We start from the raw sequence: 21896 nt of genomic DNA, 5'->3' as shown, positions 1-21896 counted from the left end.
TCTCAAAATTACTTACTTTGATTATTATACATAAGCAAGTAACATTATACGGGAAGTTGAGCTACTTTTTCACGTTTTTCTTTAAAATCATGTTCGATACATTGATTCCACTCAATACAACCATTGGCGATCCGCCTCCCGGATGAGTCGTTCCGCCAGTATAATAGAGGTTCTCAATGTCCCTGCTTTTATTACGCGGGCGAAGAAATGAATCTTTCATGGAATGCGAAGAGATCCCATAGATTGATCCTTTATATGCGTAAAATTTATCAGCCAGGTCATCAGGGGTAAAGATTTTTTCAACCTCAAGCTGTTCTCTGATCGGAACCCCTTTACGTTCGAGCATGTCGTAAATTTTGTTTTTATACTGTTCCGGATTCTTCACCTTTGTTGCCGGGGCATTCACCAGAATAAATAAATTACTCCCTTTTGATACATCGGAATCAGTTGCAGCACTGTGACTGATATAAATCGTTGGATCTTCAGGAAGCTTATTTTCCTTAAATATATCATGAAATTCCTTTTCATAATCCTCAGGAAAAAACACATGGTGATGGTGAATGGATTCATTACGTTCTTTTAATCCCGCTAAAATAACAAACGCCGAAATCGAAGGTTCGTATCCGTCCAATGTTGAATCAGGTAATGACCGCCTGTATTTCTGCGGAATCAGCTTTTTGGTCGCTGTGACAAAGTCACCGTTAATAATCACCTCATCAGCTTTCAGCAGATGTCCGGAATGAAGTTTGACAGAACCGGCTTTGTTACCGTTCATCAGGATTTCTTCTGCCTCTGTATTCAGAAGAATTGTCCCACCTGTTTTCCTGAATACATCTGCATACGCTTCTGCTATTTTGGGATTTCCGCCTTTCACTGTAAAAACGCCTGTACTCATTTCAAGGTGACCAATCATCCCAAACGTTGCAGGACTTTTAAAAGGTGAGGATCCAATATAAGTTGCATAACGGTTAAATACTTTCAGGACATCCGGATTTGAAAAATACCTGCGATGAAAATGGTCCAATTTTTCAAATGGCCGGACTGATAAAAATGCAGAAGTCAGTCCAGGGGATAGATAGTCCCGCCAGGAAGAGAACGTTCTATTGAAGAAGCCGTTCTCGGACTGCTTATACAGCCTGCTTACTTCTTTTAAATAATCCCAGTATTTCTGTGCTGCAGGAGGATCCAGCTTCTTAAACTGATTAATCATTTCGTCGGGATGAACTGACTGAAGCAGCTGAGATCCGTCCGGAAAGACATTCAATGTATGTCTTTCAAGTTTTATGAAATTCAAATAATCTGACAGATCAAATTCAGTAGGATCAAGGACTGATTCAAATACCCAGGGCATCGTGATCGTATTAGGACCAAAATCAAAAGAATAGTCACCGATCTTAACCGGCATCATTTTTCCTCCAACATGATCGTTTTTCTCAACGATCGTGACATCGTATCCGGCATTCTGGAGACGAACCCCTGCTGCTAAGCCTCCGAGCCCTGCCCCAACAATGACTGCTTTCATGATTTATACACTCTTCCTTTCCATGTGTACCCTTTATTAAGAATACTTTTCATCATTGAAGCACTGAGCAGCGCGATCAATGCAAGAGCTGAAAATGGCATCAGAATAAAATGAAACGGGCTTTGTTTTGTTGCAATGTCGATCAAAAACGTCTGTGCCCAGACCACTAAAAGCGGTATTATCCAGATATAATCACCCGCCAAACCATATATCGCGAAAGGCAGGGGTAGAAAATAAAAGGCAAAATAAAACAGCATGACACCTGCAGCACCAGCTTTTGATTTTCCAATCCCATTAAAGACATTCTTCAGAAACCCTTCCCATACATCCTTGTTAGCGTCATACATTTTGCACGTAACACTATTTGTCACGTTTGCCAGGATGCAGCGGTAGCCTTTTTTCTTCAAGACCCTCGTTAAATGAACGTCTTCCACCAGAGAACCTGAAACCGAGCTGTGTCCACCTGAAGAGAAATAGGCATCCCTTTCAAAGAACATAAAAGCTCCGTGTGCAGCTGTGAAAGCCGGCTTTAACGTTGAGTTGGCTATCAGATTAGGCAGGTGGAAAAAGATAAAAAAGTGCTGTAACGGAACCAGGAGTTTGCCGAGCAGCGGCCTGACCGGAAAGCGTGGAAATCCGGTAATCAATCCGGCATCATATTTTTTTTGCAGCCATAATGCCTGACTGATTGCCTCAGGTGCGACTCTGACATCCGCATCAATAAACAGAAGGTACTCCCCTTTTGCCTGTTTGCTGAGCTGATGACAGGCGAATACTTTTCCTACCCATGAATCAGGAAGCTTCGATCCTTCAATGACTGTAATTTTGTGTTGGTACTTTTTTAAAATTTCAGCTGTTCCGTCAGTAGAATGATCATTTAAAACAACAATGTCCAGATTTTGATGGCTGCTATGTAGGACTGATTGAATAACCGCTTCAGCATTTTTTTCTTCATTTCTCATTGGAATTAATACACTTACATGGTCATTCCCATTACTTTTTCTGTTCATTGAAGGCATAGTAAGAACATTAACGGCAGATAAGATCAGAAAAACAATTAGAATAAGCACATAAATAGTCATGACTTCTCCTTTTTGTCAGGTGACAGCCGCTTGAAGAACTGCAGCCATTCACTTGCCGTTGGAAATCCTTTAAGAAAAGGGCTGTAGCCTGTTATTTGTTCTTCAATTAAATCCGTTTTTATCTGATCCAGTTGTCTCTCACACGAAGTTTTGAGTGATTCATTGATCTGTGCCCTGCTCATCCCGTCAAAAGCCGTACTGCTGATCTCTTTACCAATCCAAATAAACAATTCCGGCCGCTGATCATGTCGGAAGGTATAGTACGCTGAAACCGGAATAATATCGTGTTTATCAGCCTGCTCTACTAAATAAGCCGGTCCACTCATAAAGGTCATGGGCCGCTTTTCAATATGTTCTTCTTTTCCTTGAGGGAAAATCCAGATGCTTTTTTGATCATCCAGTAAATCTTTTGCTAATTTGAGCTGTCTGATCAGGCTTTTAGGAGATGACGGATCAACTGCAAAAGCACCAATTTTCGAAAAGAAAGGAAATTCTTCTACTCCCTTCCGGCTCATCATCGCATATGAGTCCTCTTTAACGACCTTTTGGTTTAAATAAAAGACGAGCAGACCGTCCCACCAGCTGGAATGATTGATCAGATATTGTTTACCACCCGACGCTGATTTCGTGCGTTGATCCTGAATGTAAACGCGATAAAAATGTTTTTTGAATTGATAAGTCAGAAACGACGATAATAAGCGTTCAGTCCTTTTTGATTTTTCAGGCTTCATGAGAGCTTCCTCCTCACAAAGTAAATCAGGAGACAGACAATCAATAAACTGCTAAGTGTAACGATGACCGCTAAGTACAGCTGATAAGCAAGCGATGTAACCACAAACATCCCAATCATCATGAAGTAAAGTGCCCTGATCCTTGAAGTCCAATCCGCTGGTGGTGTGTGTCTTCCAATCAGGAAATAAAGGATAAACTGAATCCCGAACGACACATAAAACCATCCTGCAAAGTTCTGATTTGGTACACCATAATAGGGACCTGTATCATCCCAAACCCAATACTGCTTTGCAGCAACAGCTACAGGATCAATAATGAGATCCATCGTAACAGCCAGCAATGATGTGATAAATGCATAAAGCAGCGCTTTTAACAGCGTTTTTTGTTCATTAAATATGTTAATTACAATGCTCATTGATGTAAAAATCACCATTACCCAGGCGAATCCAATTGTAATCGGCACGCCGAAAATCTGAATACCGAAATCCTGTTCATAATGATACGAGCCGAAAATCCAGCCGTATTTGACACCAAGAGATTCTGCCCACATCGTAAAAGCCATAATGAACAGGCTTATCAGAAACCCTTTTATTTTCCCAAGTACTGTCATGGAATAGTAGATTGCCAGAATCCCTGACAAATATAAAAACACCGCATTTGCCCACTCCAACCATGGTGGGAGCAGGTCAAAAGAAACCAATACGACACCTACTGCATACCAGACTAAAAATACTTTCCATACAATATTCATATCTTCACCATCCAATCAACGATTCCAACTACATCTGAATTCTTTCTATGTTATAATTCATTTGTTTTCATTTAAATTAAAGGAGCTGATCTGAATTGGAACAAACGTTCACATTACATCAAAAAATAAAGCAGTTCTCCATTATACTTGTTCCGATCCTGGTCACTCAGCTTGGTCTTTTTGCCATGAATTTTTTTGACACAATTATGTCAGGACAATATTCAACAGTTGATCTTGCCGGAGTGGCGATAGGCTCGTCCTTATGGATGCCGGTTTTTACAGGGCTGTCAGGTATATTATTATCCGTTACCCCTATTGTTGCCCAGCTTATGGGTGGAAAAAAAGAGAACCAGGTTCAGCATACTGTTATTCAGGGTATTTATGTGGCCCTCTTTATGGCGCTGATCATTTTAATTTTGGGCCTTTTTTTAGTAGAACCGATCCTAGCATTTATGAACATTGAAGACGAGGTAAGAAGAGTTGCCGGACTTTATCTTCTTGCTTTATCAGCCGGGATTTTCCCACTGTTCGTTTATAATGTTCTGCGCTCTTTTATAGATGCACTTGGATTCACAAGAGTCACGATGTATGTCACATTAATGTCTCTGCCGATTAATGTCCTGTTTAATTATTTGCTGATTTTTGGAAAGCTCGGTTTACCTGCACTCGGAGGAGTTGGCGCAGGCGTTGCATCCGCTATAACCTACTGGCTGATCGCCGCCATTTCCATATATATCGTACAAACAAAACGGCCATTTAATCTGTATCGGATTTTTAATAAAGCTGTTCCGTTTGATTTTTCTAAATGGAAAGAAATTCTCATAATCGGGATCCCAATCGGATTCTCAATATTTTTTGAAACAAGTATTTTTTCTGCCGTCACACTGTTCATGAGTGCGTATTCCACGGAAGTCGTTGCGGCTCATCAGGCAGCTCTGAACTTTTCATCATTTTTATATATGATTCCGTTAAGTATATCTATGGCATTAACCATTGTTGTCGGCTTTGAAGCTGGTGCGAAAAGATTCAGGGATGCCAGAACATACAGCTATCTGGGCCTGACAGTCGCTGTGACAATTGCAGCAGGCGCAGGTATTCTAACTTATCTCTTCAGGGATCAGGTTGCATCTATTTATGTAACGGATCAACAGGTGATTGGACTTACTGCACAGTTTTTATTTTTTGCTGTTCTCTTTCAGCTGTCCGATGCAGTGCAGGCCCCTGTCCAGGGTATTTTGAGAGGTTATAAAGATGTTAACATTACATTAATTATGACGATGATCTCCTATTGGGTGATCGGATTACCAAGCGGCTATCTATTGGCTAACTATACAGACTTCAGTTACTTTGGTTACTGGATCGGTCTGATTGCCGGCTTAACAGCAGGCGCAATTACACTGACAATCCGAATGACCATTATTCAGAAAAAAAAGATGAAAATCGAAGGTGGGACAAAACTCTGATCAGAGTTGTCCCACCTTTTTTACATATTCAAATCTGATGAAGATTATCGTACAGTGTCCCGAAAAACCTTCCCAAGAACATCCTTTCCTCCTGTTACAGGGATAACTGCGCCTGTAACAAAGTCAGAATGATCATCACAAAGGAATGAAATCATTCTGGCCAGATCCTCCCCGGTTCCGGGACGACCAACAGGATTTTGATGATCATCTGATTCCTGAGCGCTTTCAATCACTTTTTCTTTCCATTCCCCTGTAATATCTCCAGGACATACCATATTAGCGGTAATCCCGTTTTCAGCCTCTTCCATTGAGATGGTCTTTGTAAGTGAAACAAGACCGCTTTTTGCCGCAGCAAATGCAGACCTGTACATCCATCCTGGTGCGGTTTCGGCACGGTCAAACCCGTATGTAATGATACGTCCCCATTTCTGCTCTCTCATATGAGGAATAAAAGCTTTAGATAAATGAAAAACCGCATTAAGATTTCCATTAATCATGGTGCTCCATTCATTAAAAGAATACTCAGTCATTTTTTTCCGGTCACTGATATAAGGTCCGGCGTTGTGAATTAAAATATCAATATGAAGTTGGTGTTCTTTTATTTTTGAAACTAAAGATTCGCAACCTTTTTCAGTTGATATATCTGCTTTAATTATTTTGCATTCTTTCCCGCTTACGAGGGACAGCTTGCTGGCGAACTGTTCTGCCTGTTTTTCATCAGAACGGTAGTTCACCACAATCTGATATTTTTTTTCAGCAAATTGTAGTGCTGTAACCTTCCCGATTCCCTTTGTTCCACCAGTAATTAGAACGGTTTTTGTCATTGACGTTCACTCCATCAGCTATTGATACTTCAAGTATGAATGAAAATGTCTGAAATGCAACTTTTAACCTTCGTGATGTTGATCAGTCAATAATTCCCGTACCAATCATCTTGACAGATACTTTTGAAGTAATCTCCATATCCCTGTATATGTCATGCCATCTTTCTTCATCCCAATATGCAGGCTTAAATGCGGCCGTTCTCTTTCCGATTCCCAAAACGTCGGATTCAACTTCCTGTGTTATTTCCAATATCTCATCAATATCCTTTTTTAATTCTTTTTCCCAAAAGGCTTTAAATTCATTCAATTTCTTTTCACTTTGTAAATGGTCAGGACCATATTCCGAAATGGTAATATCTGCCTTCAGCGTAATTTCTGCCCTAAAAGGGTTCTCTTTTATTTTTATATCTGTTTTTGATTTTTCAATATTTACAGAAACCCAATTGGACACTTCCGGTTCTTTCCCGTCTGTAATTCTTTTTGTTAACGTTACAATCGTACTGGTCTCATTATTAAGAATATTAAAGATGACGCTTTGATCCTCATTCAAATAAACGTCTGTATATTTCTGTTTGCTAAATAGTCCGATTCCGGAAACTTTCGCCCTTAACATATCTTTTTCATAAGTAATATAAGGCAAGTATAAATCTGTGCCGGGATCAAATAAAATGGTGCAGGCGCGTTGTAAAGATATATTCGGGACTACACTTGTTAACTCAGAGCTTTCAAGTAAACCCGAAAAGTATTCTGATTGATTTCTCTGTGAGTCAATTTTGGATGACAGTAATTCAGCTGCACTGGTGTTCGTCATGGCAATTCTGGCATTTAAATGATTCTTAGGATTACGATAAAGCACGTCTAAAAAAGGATACAGCTTGTCTCTCGCCATATCAATTCCAACGATTCCTGCTTGAAGCTTAGCAAAATCAATATGTTCTGCAACATATACATCCATGTTATAACGCGCGTCTCTCAATGTATTACCCTCTATTGTCAATCTATTTACATGCTCTACAGTCTGATCAATCGGAGGAGCCAAAGCAGTGGAAGTAACCGATCCATCCTCATTCTGATCCCAGCCAACGGTATAGACTAACTGAACATCCTTCAACAGATTTTGGTCCCAGCAACCGGATAGTAAAATTATAGCCGGTAATAAATACAAATATTTTTTCATTTCTCGATCCTTCTCCTTAACCTGAATAATATAAAAGTAATAAAAGGGAGAAAAATTGTGAAAACCACTGAAAGATATAGTAGAACATTTGTCCATTCTTTTACATCTGTTTTTGTTGTTGGAATACTCGATATGAACAGGACAAGCAAAGCAATGATCACAACAGCATTGGAGTGATCTTTCAGTAGAAAGACATCCCTGACAGCCTGGGAACTGATAAATAAATAGTTCATTAACGAAGTTGCAGCGATGACCATCCAAAAAGTTAAAAACAGCAGATCGACCCGATCAACAATAACAAAGCTTAATGCCTTCATGATGTAGAGTACCGGATAAGGAATGATTTTAATCTCATCAACATAAAAAAACACCTGTGTAGTGATGATAAGGAACAAATAAAAAATGAAAACAAATAAGGTTGCATATGTTGCTTTTTTTAATTCTTTTTTCCGATCCTTCTTAACATATGAACTGAAATAAAGAAATGCTTCAAACCCCAGTAAAGCAAATAGTGCAGGCCTTAATCCCTTCAAAATGTTTTCTATTCCCTCTCCTCCGACAGGGAGTAAATATAAAAACTCCGGCTGGGTATATACGAATAAAAGGATGAAAACCAAAATAGGCAGAAAAAACGAAACAAGCATTGAAAATCTGGCAATGGTTGATACATGTCCACGAACAAGATAAACAGCCGGTAAGAGGAACAATATCATTAGTACCCATCTTGGCGTGTCCATATAAATCCATTCTGAGATGACTTTGATAAAACTGATGTTGGAAACAATAACAACATATATAAAATAAATACTATAAAGTGCAATCAAACATCTACCCGCAATTTTCCCAAAAGCTTTTTTGGTAATGTCGAAATAACTCATATCCCCTGCGGTCGTCATCATCCAGAAATAAAAAAGTATTAGAATCTGCATCAGAACCCCTGCAATAACGAGAGAAATCCATGCGTCGTGGCCCGATTCAATTGAAATATCAGCAGGCATTGAAAGTGCTCCTACTCCAATTTGTGTTTGGACAATTAAAAAAAAGAGCTGCCATCCTGAGATTTCATTTTTTTCGTTCATGCTTCCACCACCTGTTCTTCCCATGACGCTTTTTATTAATCGGCATAGCATCAGCGGGTCTCTGGGTCTGATTCCAAGCTGGAAACCTCAAAAACATATCTTTAACGGCAGTCAGGTGAAATGGTGCAAAAGGAGATAAATAAGGCGTGCACATGGACTCCAATCTGATCAGATGTATAGTCAGAATGATTAATCCGATCGCGACACCGAAGAATCCAAATAATGAAGCCAAAATCATAAATGGAAACCTTAAAATTCTGACTGTGGTATTCATTTCAACGGACGGCACAACAAAGGAGGAAATAGCTGTTAAAGCAACAACTATGATCATGATGTTCGAGATGAATCCTGCATTAACCACTGCATCTCCGATTACAAGACCCCCAACGATCCCGATTGTCTGTCCGATCGGGTTTGGAAGTCTTATCCCTGCTTCCCGGATTAATTCAATCGTTAATTCCAGCAAAAGTGCTTCAAATAATGGAGGATACGGTATATCTTCGATCGCCCTTTTAGTTGGCAGGGTAATATCCTGAGGGATAATTTCAAAATGAAAACTGATAATTGCAATATAAATAGCAGGAAGTAAAAGAGCGATTAAGAAACTTGCAATCCGCAATAGCCTATAAAATGTTCCAACCATAAAACGGCCATTATAATCATCCGGTGACTGATAAAATGCAAAGAAGTTAACAGGTGCAATTAATGAAGTAGGTGAACCATCGAGCAACAGGGCAAATCTCCCTTCTGCCAGATTTCCTACAACCCGGTCCGGTCTTTCGGTATTTAATAACTGAGGAAAAGGAGAAAAATTATCATCTTCAATATATTCTTCAATTGTTCCAATACTAAAAGAAACGTCAGTATTTATTGACTGAAGCCTCATCGTGATTTCTTCAATGATCATTGGATTAGCAACATGATCAAGATACAATAATGCACATTTTGTTTGTGACAACTCACCAATTGTGAAATATCTGATGACCAGATGCGGGCTTTTCAATCTCGAGCGGACCTGGTAAAGATTAGTAATGATATTTTCATTAAATCCCGCATGTGCACCCCGTACTATCTGCTCGTTTTTGGGCTCCTGAATGGCTCTTTGAAGTACAAGCGGACTGCCAATTTTGTATGTAATCCATGAGCCTTGTTCCATAGAAAACAAGTAGGTGTCCCCGAGAAGTATTTTTTTTGCTGTATCATCCAGGGTTTGACCCCTTTCAACCTGAGCTATTCTTAACGTTTCTGTTGGTTCATCTGAAGCCCAATACACATTCGTAAGCCATTCAAATGTCTTCTCAAGCTGGTTTGTGTCTGTTGTAGATTCCAGATAAATAATAACGGATTCTTTATCTGCAAACTGCACCTTTACTGTGACGAGATCCTGTGTATTTCCCATATGAAAGGACAGTTGTTCAATCAGCTCGTCCAGCGACTGACATTCACGAATGTACTGCATTTTTCTAAACGATTTACCGGATTTTTCGTTCATATGACCACTTCCTTACCTTCAGTATGGGAAAAGATACCGTGTTTTATTCATTTCCGGATATAACAGAAAAAGCCCCCCATAAGGAGGCTTTTTGCATATTATTTTCCAATAAACATTTGTGTCCAGTAGTTGCCGTTCTCAGCGTGCCCTACACCAATATGCGTATAAGAAGAACTAAGAATGTTCTGTCTGTGGCCAGGACTGTTCATCCATGCCTTCACGACTTCTTCAGGTGTTCTTTGACCCATCGCAATATTTTCACCTGCACTGCGGTACTGGACGCCGAATTGCTTCATCATATCGAATGGTGAACCGTATGTTGGACTCGTATGTGAGAAGTAATTATTTCTTTGCATGTCCAGTGATTTTTCTTTTGCTGTTTTAGCTAATGTCTGATCTACTGATAGAGGTGCAAGCCCTGCTTTTTCACGTTCCTGATTTGTCAGGTTGACAACCTGCTGCTCAAAGGATGAAATGGCAGGCTCTGACTGTTGCGCCTTTTGCTCTTCCACTTCTTGTGCAGGCTGCTGAACTGCTGGTGCTTCATTTTGGGCTTGAGCCGGTTCAGACTGCTCAACTTCCGGTGCCTCATTTTGAGCTGGAGTTCGTTCTGGTACTGCTACAGCTTGCTCTTCAGCAGGCTGCTCAGCCACTGGTGCCGGTGCTGCTACTGGCTCTGCAGCAGGAGCGTCTGATTTCTCAGCAGGCACAGGCTTTTCCTGAAATGCTTTTTTATTTTGGAGATACATAGATTTATGATTTTGCAGAAGAAGATTAATTTTCTCCTGTAATTCATTAATATTTAATGAGTTGACCTGCATGTAGTAGATATAAGGCTTCTGCTGGTCTTTGCTGTGGGCATCTGCAGACTGACCGGTAAAAGATAACATAAGCGCTGAGACGGTAGTGGCAACAATTAAATTCTTTAACATTATATTTCCTCCCTTAACTTTGTGTCTGTTGACACTCTTATCCTACCATCGGATTTTCTGTCATATTTAAGGAAGGATTATACAAACAAAAAAGGTGCTAAAAACAGGAATGATATTTCCTGTTTTTAGCACCTGAATAGAGTTTAATGCTTTAAAATAATGGATCAGGATGGTTATGGATTGAATGACAATTTTTCCTGATTAACCGAACATCTGCGTAACATGGTATCAATTACCGCAATTTTATGATTGACAAAGTTTCAGATTTTAATATTTTTTACAATTATGACTGCTGTATTTCAATCATTAAAATAAGTTTGACGATATAAATCTGATAAAAAGAGTACCAGCTTTCTCTGCTCTAATTTTGTCAGTGAGGAACCTGTAATCCTTTCAATACTGATGATAAATTTTTCATCAGGGGTTTTTCTTAATCTTGGATGCGTATTCTGATCGAGCCATTCCTGGTGAACCGAATCAATCATTTCCTCTAAAGAACGCCACTCTCTGTTTTGCCAAAGGCTGCTGTACAAAGTCAGTATTTCATCCTGATTCATGTTTATGCTCCAATTCCAAAAGTGAATCAGTCACTTTCTTTTTATCCAGACCGCTCCCGATGACCACCAGGTTCGTCGGCATGTTCATATCCTGCATGAAATAAAGCGGCATGCCGTATGAATACTGAAATAAAACGGGGTGCTTTTCATCTTCAAATGGCACAAAGCCTTTTATACGGTAAATATGATCAGGCTGAGCCTTCAGCCAATTTTCAAAAACGTGTCTCTTAATACGGTGATTAAACGTGTAAACAACTGTTTTTAAATTCAAATCCTTATCAGCACGAACCGGTACTGCATCCTTTCTATTATAACCGAGTGCGTGAAGAACTGTTGGATTCACACTTGAATAGGTGGTCATGATGATTTGTGCATCAGGATTAATTTCCTGAAGCTCCCCGACAATCGAAGCAGCCTGCATGTCATTGATCAGATCTGTTTTATTTAACAGGATAACACCTGCATGGCGAACCTGCTCCCGCATCAGCTGGAGCACCTGAACAGGAAATGCGCTTCTATTGCTCCACTGATGTACATCGACGATTGTCACGATCCCTTTAAAATCAAAATGGTGGGCGAATAATGGAGACATTACTGAATCAACGACCTCTACAGGGTGAGCAGCACCGGTTGTCTCAATAATCAGGCTGTCAAACTCTTCTTTTATCAAGAGTGATTGAAGCTGACTCTCAAGCTTCTCCTGAATGGTACAGCAAATGCAGCCATCCAGCAGTTCAGCAAGTGGAATACCCTCATCAACTTCGGAAGAATCAATTGATACACTTCCAGCTTCATTCATTAGAACTGCCGGTTTGCGGGATTGATCTTTTTCGAATGTGATCAGCTGTTTAAGAAGTGTCGTTTTCCCGCTTCCGAGAAATCCCGATAATATGTAGACAGGTTTTTTTGTTGTCATTGCTTTCACCTCTGTTTATAAATCATTTTATTAAAAAAAAAGGTCTGGCAGCTGCTTATTCAGCTTCAACCAGACCTTTTTTCCAGCAATTTAAGCTGCTGAATCCTCTTCTGAATTCTCTTCTTCCGCCGGAGCATTACCAGCTTCCTGAATCAAATACTCAACAGCCGCATTTTGCTGTGGATCATCGTTTTGTAATTGTTCTCTCAGGCTCAGCATAATGGCTGATGCCGTTTCAGGTGTCACGGTACCTGTCACTTCAAGCTCGCTATCAGCCTGATAAGATTCAACTGCGGAAACAGTGTTTTCATCAAATAAACCATCTGCTTCCCCTGTCTCATAGCCAAGAGCTGAAAGCATCTGTTCAAGCGTCTGAATTTCGTCAGATACCATGGACTCTTTCAGTTCAACATCAATATTTAAGAATGGCAGTGTCGCATACTCTGGAAGATCCACCTCAGTCGTTGGACTGATTCCGTCTTCATGAACCCAATTATCTTCAGGTGTCAGCCAGCGGGCTGTTGTAATCTTAATATTTGAGGAATCACTGAAATCTTCAGCAGTCTGAACCGTTCCTTTACCGAAAGTCGTCTTACCGAACAGTGGAATATCTGCCGTTTCATTTACTGCTGCAGCTACGATTTCTGATGCACTTGCGCTTCCTTCATCGATGAGAACGGCTGTTGGAACAGTAACCTTGTCACCTTCCTGAGCTGAAATAATTTGTTTCTCACCATTTTTCTCTTCAATCTGGACGATGGTTTCACCTTCTGGAACAAAGAGATTGGCAATTGAGATCGCCTGTGGAAGCAGCCCGCCCGGATTTTGACGTAGATCCAGTACAAGACCTTCCATACCCTGTGATTCCAGGTCTGCAAGCGCTTCTGTCAGCTCATCAAAAGTAGTCTCGGAAAAGCTCGTTAATTGTACCGTGGCTATCTTGTTATCATCATCAATCTCATAATAAACCGTATCAAGTGGGATATCATCTCGGGTAATCGTCACTTCGATCGGTTCATCAGATCCCTGTCGCTGGATGGAAAGTGTAACATCAGTTCCTTTTTCACCACGGATCAGCATGACAGCTTCTGTAGCACTCATACCACGGATACTTTCTCCGTCTACACTGAGAATCTGATCATTAGGCAGAATTCCTGCTCTTTCAGCCGGAGAACCTTTGATCGGAGAGACAACGGTAATGTAACCATTTATAGATTGAATCTCTGCACCGATCCCCTGAAAACTCGAGGTGATATTCTCGTTAAATTGAGCAGCCTCGTCCTGATTCATATAATCAGAATATGGATCACCGAGTGCATCAATCATCCCGTTGACAGCACCATTAATCAATTCTTCATTATCAATTTCAAGAATATAGTCTTCCTGAATTTTGTCATAAACATTATACAGCTTGTTGAATTCTGTTCTTTCAGGAACCCCAACCGTAACCGCTTTTTCCTCACCAAATGAAAGAGCGAAAATGGAAACGCCGGCGGTTAAGATGACGGTAAAAAACAGAATCATCACCAAATGAAATTTCTTAATCGTAACAAACCTGGAGACCGTTTCTTTTGTCTCCTCGACTTCCTGCTCAGGTCCATTATTGTCCTGAACATTTGGGTCCTTATCCATCTTTTCACCACTTTCCTTTTCGGGCACTGTCCTGTCTCCTAAATGAAGATAATCTATTACATCTTAACAGCTTTAACCTCAGGATGAAAGACAAAACAGAGAGATCGTATGACTCTTTTAGCACACTTTAATCTTTGTCACTTTCATGACTCCATTATAAAAGGACTGACTTTAAAGTAAGCCAGTCCTTCCAGTTAATTACTCTGCAATTGCCGCATCAAGTGCAACAACGATCATGTCATTGAATGTAACCTGACGTTCTTCTGATGAAGTAGCTTCCCCAGTAAGAATGTGATCACTCACAGTAAGAACAGAAAGGGCGTTTCGGCCGTACTTAGCTGCCAGTGTATAAAGTGCTGACGTTTCCATTTCAACAGCTAAAATTCCGTGTTGAGCCCAAAGCTCGTGCTCTGCATTATCATCATAGAAAATGTCGGCAGTAAATACGTTACCAACCTGAAGCTTCAAGCCTTTTTCAACACCAGCTTCATAAGCATTCTTAAGGAGGTTAAAGTTTGCTGTTGGAGCAAAGTCCACCCCTTTGAATGTACGCTGGTTCATGTTGTTATCAGTTGAAGCCGTCATGGCAAGAATAACGTCACGTACTTTTACGTCCTTCTGAATTGCTCCGCATGTTCCTACACGGATAAGGTTTTTAACTCCATATTCCTGCATAAGCTCAGTTGCATAAATAGAGATAGATGGTACACCCATTCCTGTTCCCTGAACGGAAATTTTCTTTCCTTTATATGTTCCAGTGTATCCAAACATGTTACGAACTTCATTGTAGCATGTTACATCCTCAAGAAATGTTTCAGCAATATACTTTGCACGCAGCGGATCTCCAGGAAGCAGAACCGTTTCAGCGATATCTCCTTTTTTAGCACCAATATGTATACTCAAAGTAATTCCTCCTTTATCGTTTAAGCTTTATTATTGTAGCTTTTTTTATTGCATATTTCAACTTTAATTATAAACTCATTCGGAGTTGCTACTAAGTTTATTACTACTAACTCTTATTGTTTGTTGTATACTCTTCCCAAACTTCATCAAATGTGGAAGCAAGCGAAGAATAAAGGTCCGTCGTTTCTATATATTGACTCACGTCATTATAGCTTATAAGATTTTTTGGAAAATCCAGATCATCGTATATTCTGTTTGCCAGCAGCTCTTTATTGTTCCTTGGCTTTGGTTCCCTGTATTTCATGACAAAGTGGTAAAAGGACTTACTCATTATCGTTCTCCCCCTTTTTCGGATGGTAAAAAAAGCTGTTTCAGGAGAAATCTCTCCTGAAACAGCTTTGTGATCTGATTATTTTGCTGTGATTTCCATCACTGCATCTGTACCTGCTGTTACCTGATCAGCCGCTTTTTTATTGATGCTTTCCAAATCGTCACCGTTCGTAACGATTACCGGAGTAATAATGCTTTTCGCTTTTTCTTTTACCAGCGCTAGATCGAATGTTACAAGAGGATCTCCCACACTGACTTTTGATCCTTCTGAAACGTGAGCTTCAAAACCTTCACCGTTCATCGATACTGTTTCCAGACCAATGTGGACAAGGATTTCAGCTCCATTTTTTGCTTTTAATCCGATCGCGTGTTTTGTTGGGAAAACCTGAACAACCTCACCATCAACCGGAGATACAACTTTTCCATCAGAAGGTTCAACTGCGATTCCGTCTCCCATCATCTTTTGGGAGAAAACCGGATCCGGTACTTCGTCAAGTGACAAAAGCTTTCCAGTAAGTGGTGAATGTACTGTAATATTCTTCGGTGCTTCTTCTTTTTTTCCAAATAATTTCTTTAACATGATATCACGCTCCTGATTACTGTATAGACCATTCTTATCCTGAATAAACATCAGCAAATCGAAGTTTATCAAATTGTTCATTCATTCACAAGGATTATCTATCAAATAATGCTTTATATCCCGCGTATCCTTCTTCATCAAGCTTTTCATATGGAATGAATCTCATTGCTGCCGAATTAATGCAGTATCTTAATCCAGTCGGCCCTGGGCCATCATTGAAAACGTGACCGAGATGTGAATCTGCCTCGTGGGACCTGACTTCGGTACGGATCATGAAATGACTGCGGTCCGTTTTTTCAACGATTTCTTCTTCATCGATCGGCTTTGTAAAGCTTGGCCAGCCGCATCCTGCATCATACTTATCAGTGGAACTGAATAGCGGTTTCCCTGATACGATATCAACATATATTCCGTCCGAGAATTCATCCCAGTATTCATTTCGAAATGGTGGTTCAGTTCCATTATTCTGCGTTACTTCGCGCTGCATTGGTGTCAACTTCGTTTTATCAAAGCGTTCCATCTCATTCACTCCTTGTTCGAATACTGCTCAATCCATCTTTTTCTTCCAGACCCTCTGAAGTAAGCATTGTAACGGACCGGATGTTTTTTATAATAATCCTGATGTTCCTGTTCTGCAGGGTAAAAAGTTGAAGCCTGAAAAATATCCGTTACGATCGGGGCTCTGAACTTATTACTTTCCTCGAGTTTTCTTCTCGATTCAAGTGCCGTTTCTTTCTGTTCTTCATTATGATAATAAATCGCTGTTTTATACGATTCTCCACGGTCAAAAAACTGTCCGCCGGCGTCTGTTGGATCAATTTGAGTCCAAAACAGCTCAACGAGTTTTTCATACGGATAAATATCCGGATCAAACTCAATTTGCACCGCTTCCCTATGACCGGTAGTCTCACTGCATACTTCTCTGTAGGTCGGGTTTTCTGTATGCCCGCCTGTATACCCTGAGACGATGCTCAGAATACCGGGCTGTTCATCAAAAGGCTTAACCATACACCAGAAGCATCCTCCGGCAAATGTTGCTTTTTCAACTCGTGACATTGTTCATCACTCCTTCATTATCTGGGAACATAAATGGAGAAAGAAATATCGTTCTCTTCAAGGTCAAAACGGTTTGTTTTAACATTCAGCCCCTGCGCTACATCTATTTCTGTTACCTGCACGATGATTTGCTGTTCATTCGGCTGCATCACGACCCACTCAGGAAACTCATAGGAATCCTGAATGAATTTCAGCACGTTCGCTACGGGCAGATCAATCGCACCTAATGACAGGCTTTCCTGTGTTAAAAGAAGATTTCCATTCTCCAGTGCATTTGCTTCAAAGGTCATTTGGAAATCAATATTCGTATTAAAAATGGGTATGGCTCCATTTAATGTAACGTTATCTTCAAAAACGACCGAATAATCAATCGCACCTCCCAGTTCTTCTTCAATAAACCGGTTTGCAACAATCGTCAGGTCCTCCCGGGTTGTTGTCACCTGAAATTCAGCCTGTGATTCCGGAGGTACCGTTTCATTAGCAAGAACCGGTTCATCTGCCACCGGTCTGTACAGGAGAAACAAAATGGAGCCCACCGTCAGGATACAAAGCATCAGTAACCCTAGAAATAACCATTTCCATTTATTCTTCACTCGTCTCAACTCCTTCGTCCGCACCGTTCTCATATACATTCAGTACTCCTTCTTCTATTCGTTCAGCTATCAGTGAATATCCCTGATCGTTCGGATGGAAATAATCTGAATGTAAAAGATTATTATCATTCTGCCTGAATAAATCAGCAACCTCGACATAGGATGTGTTTTCCCAATCAGACGCAATCGTTTCAGCTGACTCATTCCACGCTTCCACAATCAGTCTCATTTCTTCAATATCGGCAGAAAAAATATAAAAAGGATTATAAATACCCATTAATACGATCGAGATATCCGGATTCAGTTCCCTTATTTCACTGAACAGCTGTGTTAAATTTTCTTCATATATTAATCTTGCTCCTTCAAAATCCTCATACGTCATGGAAGGAAAAGTGGAGCGGATCACTTTCATTACATCATTTCCACCAATTGTAATCACCGCAATATCTGATTCAGAGATCGATGAGCGTATTTCCTGTTCTTCTTTAACCCTCTTTAAAAGCTGATCAGAGCGGTTCCCTCTTTTTCCGAAATTGTCTATAGATACCTCGCCTATTTCACTTCTCTCCTGAAGTTTTTGTTCCAATAATGGAACATATCCTCCAGCACCGGAACTGTCTCCAACTCCCTGAGTGAGGGAATCACCGAGTGATACAAGCGATAACGGATCCGGGTAAAAATCTTCGTCCGGGAACTGCTTTTCAAAAACAACGGTTTCCCGGTCTGTCTGAACACTTTCCGGGTGGGAACATGCAGCTAAAAGCATCACAACACATATTCCTGAAACGGCTGATAAACGCTTCATATTTCCACCTTCTTTCAACTGCTATTGTTAGTATATCACCGCAATTACATAATAAAACATTATCAGGCTCAGCGAATATTTCAACTCATATAAAAAACACCGGCTGACCATCCTCAAAATGAGAATAACGGGCCGGTGCTTTGTCATTATTCAGCGTAGTACATAAAACCGATTGCACCAGCACCTGTGTGAGTGGAGATTACAGGTGTGGTTTCGTCAATCCGCACGGTTGCCGGAAGCTTCTCATCAAGCATATTGGCAAGCTTCAGTCCATCTGCGTGAACGATGTCCACTGCTCTGATTGATTTATCCGTTGTATCATTTTCAAATTGACCGGATAAGTACTTTACAACCTGGTTATGGCTTCTGGCTTTAGAGACAGGTGTATATTCTCCTCCTGCTAAAGAAGCAATCGGTTTAATATTTAACAGGGAACCAATCATGGCACGGCCCTTTCCGATTCTCCCGCCCTTTACGAGATTTTCAAGTGTATCAACTACGACAAACAGGTGAGAATGATCCTTTACATGCTGGACACGCTTCAGGATTTCATCTTTTTCAACCCCATTTTGAGCCATCTTAGCTGCTTCGATGACCTGATATGCAAGTGCTCTTGAAATAAAGCCTGAATCAATTACAGTTACGTCTGCATTAGTTAACTCGGAGGCACTTTCTGCTGATCTGACAGTTCCGCTCATTTTCCCTGTCATATGGATAGAAATAATGTCAGAACCATCTGCACTCAATTCGTCATATACTTCTTTAAAGGCACCAGCAGAAGGCTGAGAGCTTTTCGGAAGATCTTTTGCAGCTGCCATCTTCTTCATAAACTCTGAAGGAGAAAGGTCAATCCGGTCAAGGTAAGATTCGCCGTCAATTGTCAGTGTTAATGGTACCACTGTGATTCCATACTGCTCAATTTCCTGTACAGATAAATCTGCCGTTGAATCAGTTACGATCTTAATCATTTTGAAAACCCCTTATCATCCATATTTATCTTGTACTCATTATACTAATGAAAGCAGGCGCTGCCCATTGAAAACCCGGCGAATTTAAAATTAATGACAAGTGTCATATAAAGGCTGCACCCGTTGTTATGTAAGCGTTTGTAATTCACAAGTCTGATTTTTCTTTAAATTAATGTTTGCTCAATATAATATTTACCAGTAAAATAAACATTAAATGAAGGATTTTGAGGTGACTGAATGGATACATTTGATTATAAAGATAACCGCGAGGAATTTTGGAACGCACTTACTCACGGCATTGGTTTTTTACTGAGTATTCCCGCACTCGTCATGCTGATCCTGGCTGCAGTTGAACGCGGAACAGCCTGGCACGTTGTCAGCTTTACTATTTTCGGTACAACAATGATGATACTCTACCTATGTTCAACCCTGCTTCACAGTGTAAGAAAGATGCAGTTAAAAAAGCTTTTTGCGATTATGGATCACTCAGCGATTTACCTTTTGATCGCCGGAACCTATACGCCATTCGTTCTCGTCACGATACGTGACCCGCTAGGCTGGACAATTTTCGGGCTCGTTTGGGGACTTGCCGCTGCAGGCATCGTATTCAAGTGCTTTTTTGTTGATCGTTATCAAATTATAGCAACATTATTTTATGTCCTTATGGGCTGGCTGATCATTATTGCTGTTGTGCCTCTATATCAGGAATTAACAGCTTCAGGTTTTGCTCTGCTTCTGACCGGGGGAATTTTTTATTCAGTAGGTGCTATATTTTATGTATGGAGAAAGCTTCCTTATAACCATGCGATCTGGCATTTATTTGTGATCGCAGGTAGTGCGTTTATGTACTTTTGTGTTTACTTTTATGCTTAATTATTTTGAAACGTACCGGAGGATCCCGCCGCTCTTCTTGTCTAGCTCCGGCAACTAGCCCCTCGAGGTCATAAGTCAAAGGTGAACGAGGGCAAAGGTCAGCCCTCTTTTCATCTTCGCCTTATGCTTGTCGGGGCTTGTCGAGTCGCCTCCGCTTTTCTGTGGCCGCTCGGCGAGTCATTTATACCCAAAAAAACAACTATATGTCATATTTCATTTGACATTCCTTTACCGTTTGTTCACCTCAGTGAATAAGCGGTTTTTTTATCATGCACACTTCAGGTTCGCTTTAGGTTATGTCATTCTATTATGATAGTGACAAGTTAAGATTCCTGGAATGAAAGGTGGAATGGTATGATATTTTTTATTATCTGGCTTGTGTTGCTGGCTTATTCAGTCTTTTTAGCCCCTGGTTCGAGTAACCCGGATCCCGTTCTGGAGCTTGTATTTGCAGGTGAATGGGCAATGATTGATCCACTGGTGCTGGCTGTATTTAACTCACTCGGTATTTTCCCAATGGTTTTCTTCACGATCCTTCTGAGAAATGACCGGCAGAAGTGGCCTGCGTGGCCTTTTTCACTGGCTTCTTTTGCTGGTGGAGCATTTGCACTGTTACCCTATTTTGCATTCGGAGATAAGCAGGCAGAACGATCTTTAAGAACACCAGGATGGCTTGTTTCCTTTCTTCAATCAAAAATTTGGCTTTTGATCCTGATCATTATTTTTACAGGAAACATGTTGACTCTGTTTCAGGGCTTTTCGTTCGCCGCATACGCTGAGGCTTTCCGTCAATCACAGCTTGTTTCCGTCATGACAATAGACTGGTTTGTGTTATGGTGGTTATCTATTTTTGCTATTAACAGGTATTATCCTGAGGCAGAATTAAAACGGCTATCATGGATTCCTATTATAGGACCGGTTTTGGTTCTCTGGAAAAATGCACAATAAAAGTGCCAGGTCATTCCATTGCTGTCCACGGCCTCGCGGTGAAACTGATGTGTGGAGCACATCGGGTTCACCTGTCGCTTCTTTACCGACGGAGTCTATGGAATGACCCGGCACTTTTGGTTTTATTTTTGAAATAATTGATTACAAACAGAATAATTTCCTATTCAGTTATACTCAGCTCGAAGTTAACATTCGTTTACTTTCGGTCAAAAATGATAAATTCATAATCGTATGGATTTTTTTCGTTTTTAATGCCTTTTTCTCTCGATATTTCTGTCCACTCATCCGTACTATATTCAGGAAAGTAAGCATCTCCGTCGAATGTTTCATGAATCAGCGTAATATACAGACGGTCAGCGTGTTTAAGCGCAGCCTTATAAATCTCTCCTCCACCTATCACAAAACCCTCATCTTCTTCATTAAGTTTCGCCAGACCGTCTTCAAGACTGCAAACGACCTCTGCGCCTTCATGGGACCAGTCTTGATTTGAAGTTAATACAATATTTCTTCGATTTTTCAAAGGACCGTTCATCGCCTCAAACGTTTTACGTCCCATTAAAAGTGTTTTACCTGTGGTTGTATTTTTAAAATACTTCAGGTCCTCCGGCAGATGCCATGGCATTTCTCCGTCTTTACCGATCACTCTATTTGATCCGTGTGCAGCAATCATTGAAATCATAC

Annotated in this window: 24 protein-coding genes; 3 read left to right on the top strand and 21 right to left on the bottom strand. The window is 40.5% G+C overall.

The window, feature by feature from the left end; all coding sequences use genetic code 11:
* Positions 1 to 61: 61 nt before the first annotated feature.
* Genes E2491_RS00465 through E2491_RS00450 form a run of 4 tightly spaced genes read right to left on the bottom strand, consistent with a single transcriptional unit; the run spans position 62 to position 4087 of the window.
* Positions 62 to 1522 (bottom strand): phytoene desaturase family protein, encoded by a 1461-nt coding sequence (locus E2491_RS00465; RefSeq protein ID WP_166805748.1) that lies wholly within the window; start codon positions 1520 to 1522, stop codon positions 62 to 64.
* The gene (locus E2491_RS00460) at positions 1519 to 2604 is read right to left on the bottom strand and encodes a glycosyltransferase family 2 protein (protein WP_134371426.1); all 1086 of its coding nucleotides are present in this window, start codon (positions 2602 to 2604) and stop codon (positions 1519 to 1521) included. Before E2491_RS00460 ends, E2491_RS00465 begins: the two co-directional genes overlap by 4 nt.
* Entirely contained in the window at positions 2601 to 3335 is a 735-nt protein-coding gene (locus E2491_RS00455) for a lysophospholipid acyltransferase family protein (protein ID WP_134371424.1), read from the bottom strand. Before E2491_RS00455 ends, E2491_RS00460 begins: the two co-directional genes overlap by 4 nt.
* Complete coding sequence (locus tag E2491_RS00450; protein WP_134371423.1) at positions 3332 to 4087, bottom strand: carotenoid biosynthesis protein; 756 nt, start codon at positions 4085 to 4087, stop codon at positions 3332 to 3334. Before E2491_RS00450 ends, E2491_RS00455 begins: the two co-directional genes overlap by 4 nt.
* Positions 4088 to 4182: 95 nt before the next feature.
* Between E2491_RS00450 and E2491_RS00445 the strand changes: the two genes are divergently transcribed.
* Positions 4183 to 5550: an MATE family efflux transporter gene (locus E2491_RS00445; RefSeq protein WP_134371422.1), complete on the top strand. Its 1368-nt coding sequence runs from the start codon at positions 4183 to 4185 to the stop codon at positions 5548 to 5550.
* 44 nt (positions 5551 to 5594) lie between these two features.
* Here E2491_RS00445 and E2491_RS00440 read toward each other — a convergent pair whose 3' ends face one another.
* The 16 genes from E2491_RS00440 to E2491_RS00365 form a co-directional block, all read right to left on the bottom strand.
* Positions 5595 to 6374 (bottom strand): SDR family oxidoreductase, encoded by a 780-nt coding sequence (locus tag E2491_RS00440; protein WP_134371421.1) that lies wholly within the window; start codon positions 6372 to 6374, stop codon positions 5595 to 5597.
* A gap of 82 nt (positions 6375 to 6456) precedes the next feature.
* Positions 6457 to 7551, bottom strand: coding sequence for a Ger(x)C family spore germination protein (locus E2491_RS00435; protein ID WP_166805747.1), 1095 nt, complete (start codon positions 7549 to 7551; stop codon positions 6457 to 6459).
* Complete coding sequence (locus E2491_RS00430; RefSeq protein ID WP_166805746.1) at positions 7548 to 8630, bottom strand: GerAB/ArcD/ProY family transporter; 1083 nt, start codon at positions 8628 to 8630, stop codon at positions 7548 to 7550. Before E2491_RS00430 ends, E2491_RS00435 begins: the two co-directional genes overlap by 4 nt.
* Positions 8614 to 10122: a spore germination protein gene (locus tag E2491_RS00425; RefSeq protein WP_134371418.1), complete on the bottom strand. Its 1509-nt coding sequence runs from the start codon at positions 10120 to 10122 to the stop codon at positions 8614 to 8616. The genes E2491_RS00430 and E2491_RS00425 overlap by 17 nt, the downstream gene beginning before the upstream one ends.
* A 98-nt stretch (positions 10123 to 10220) precedes the next feature.
* Positions 10221 to 11054 (bottom strand): CAP domain-containing protein, encoded by an 834-nt coding sequence (locus tag E2491_RS00420; protein ID WP_134371417.1) that lies wholly within the window; start codon positions 11052 to 11054, stop codon positions 10221 to 10223.
* Positions 11055 to 11353: 299 nt separating this feature from the next.
* The gene (locus E2491_RS00415; RefSeq protein WP_134371416.1) at positions 11354 to 11611 is read right to left on the bottom strand and encodes a hypothetical protein; all 258 of its coding nucleotides are present in this window, start codon (positions 11609 to 11611) and stop codon (positions 11354 to 11356) included.
* Positions 11598 to 12527 carry a CobW family GTP-binding protein gene (locus E2491_RS00410; protein WP_134371415.1) on the bottom strand — a complete coding sequence of 310 codons (930 nt, stop codon included), beginning with the start codon at positions 12525 to 12527 and terminating at the stop codon, positions 11598 to 11600. The genes E2491_RS00415 and E2491_RS00410 overlap by 14 nt, the downstream gene beginning before the upstream one ends.
* Positions 12528 to 12617: 90 nt before the next feature.
* Positions 12618 to 14186 (bottom strand): S41 family peptidase, encoded by a 1569-nt coding sequence (locus tag E2491_RS00405; RefSeq protein WP_371414438.1) that lies wholly within the window; start codon positions 14184 to 14186, stop codon positions 12618 to 12620.
* A 171-nt stretch (positions 14187 to 14357) separates the two neighbouring features.
* Positions 14358 to 15062, bottom strand: a complete 705-nt coding sequence (gene deoD / locus E2491_RS00400) for a purine-nucleoside phosphorylase (RefSeq protein WP_134371414.1) — start codon at positions 15060 to 15062, stop codon at positions 14358 to 14360.
* A gap of 106 nt (positions 15063 to 15168) precedes the next feature.
* Positions 15169 to 15393, bottom strand: a complete 225-nt coding sequence (locus E2491_RS00395; RefSeq protein ID WP_134371413.1) for a YozE family protein — start codon at positions 15391 to 15393, stop codon at positions 15169 to 15171.
* A gap of 78 nt (positions 15394 to 15471) precedes the next feature.
* Complete coding sequence (locus tag E2491_RS00390; protein ID WP_134371412.1) at positions 15472 to 15972, bottom strand: PTS sugar transporter subunit IIA; 501 nt, start codon at positions 15970 to 15972, stop codon at positions 15472 to 15474.
* Positions 15973 to 16066: 94 nt separating this feature from the next.
* Positions 16067 to 16492 (bottom strand): peptide-methionine (R)-S-oxide reductase MsrB, encoded by a 426-nt coding sequence (msrB, locus tag E2491_RS00385; protein ID WP_134371411.1) that lies wholly within the window; start codon positions 16490 to 16492, stop codon positions 16067 to 16069.
* 5 nt (positions 16493 to 16497) lie between these two features.
* The gene (gene msrA / locus E2491_RS00380) at positions 16498 to 17028 is read right to left on the bottom strand and encodes a peptide-methionine (S)-S-oxide reductase MsrA (RefSeq protein ID WP_134371410.1); all 531 of its coding nucleotides are present in this window, start codon (positions 17026 to 17028) and stop codon (positions 16498 to 16500) included.
* A gap of 17 nt (positions 17029 to 17045) precedes the next feature.
* Positions 17046 to 17621 (bottom strand): YpmS family protein, encoded by a 576-nt coding sequence (locus E2491_RS00375; protein ID WP_166805745.1) that lies wholly within the window; start codon positions 17619 to 17621, stop codon positions 17046 to 17048.
* Entirely contained in the window at positions 17611 to 18426 is an 816-nt protein-coding gene (locus E2491_RS00370; RefSeq protein WP_134371408.1) for an SGNH/GDSL hydrolase family protein, read from the bottom strand. Before E2491_RS00370 ends, E2491_RS00375 begins: the two co-directional genes overlap by 11 nt.
* A gap of 146 nt (positions 18427 to 18572) precedes the next feature.
* Entirely contained in the window at positions 18573 to 19394 is an 822-nt protein-coding gene (locus E2491_RS00365) for a DegV family protein (protein ID WP_134371407.1), read from the bottom strand.
* A 237-nt stretch (positions 19395 to 19631) separates the two neighbouring features.
* Here E2491_RS00365 and trhA point away from each other — a divergent pair, with 237 nt between their 5' ends.
* Entirely contained in the window at positions 19632 to 20267 is a 636-nt protein-coding gene (gene trhA / locus E2491_RS00360; protein ID WP_134371406.1) for a PAQR family membrane homeostasis protein TrhA, read from the top strand.
* A gap of 354 nt (positions 20268 to 20621) precedes the next feature.
* Positions 20622 to 21215 (top strand): hypothetical protein, encoded by a 594-nt coding sequence (locus E2491_RS00355; protein ID WP_134371405.1) that lies wholly within the window; start codon positions 20622 to 20624, stop codon positions 21213 to 21215.
* Positions 21216 to 21411: 196 nt separating this feature from the next.
* Here E2491_RS00355 and E2491_RS00350 read toward each other — a convergent pair whose 3' ends face one another.
* Positions 21412 to 21894, bottom strand: coding sequence for a dihydrofolate reductase (locus E2491_RS00350; protein ID WP_134371404.1), 483 nt, complete (start codon positions 21892 to 21894; stop codon positions 21412 to 21414).
* Positions 21895 to 21896 lie beyond the last annotated feature (2 nt).

This window comes from Jeotgalibacillus sp. R-1-5s-1 (genome assembly GCF_004405105.1).
In the GTDB taxonomy this organism is placed as follows: Bacteria; Bacillota; Bacilli; order Bacillales; family Jeotgalibacillaceae; genus Jeotgalibacillus.
Note: the sequence above shows the minus strand (reverse complement) of the source record. Positions and strands in the feature narration are given on the sequence as shown.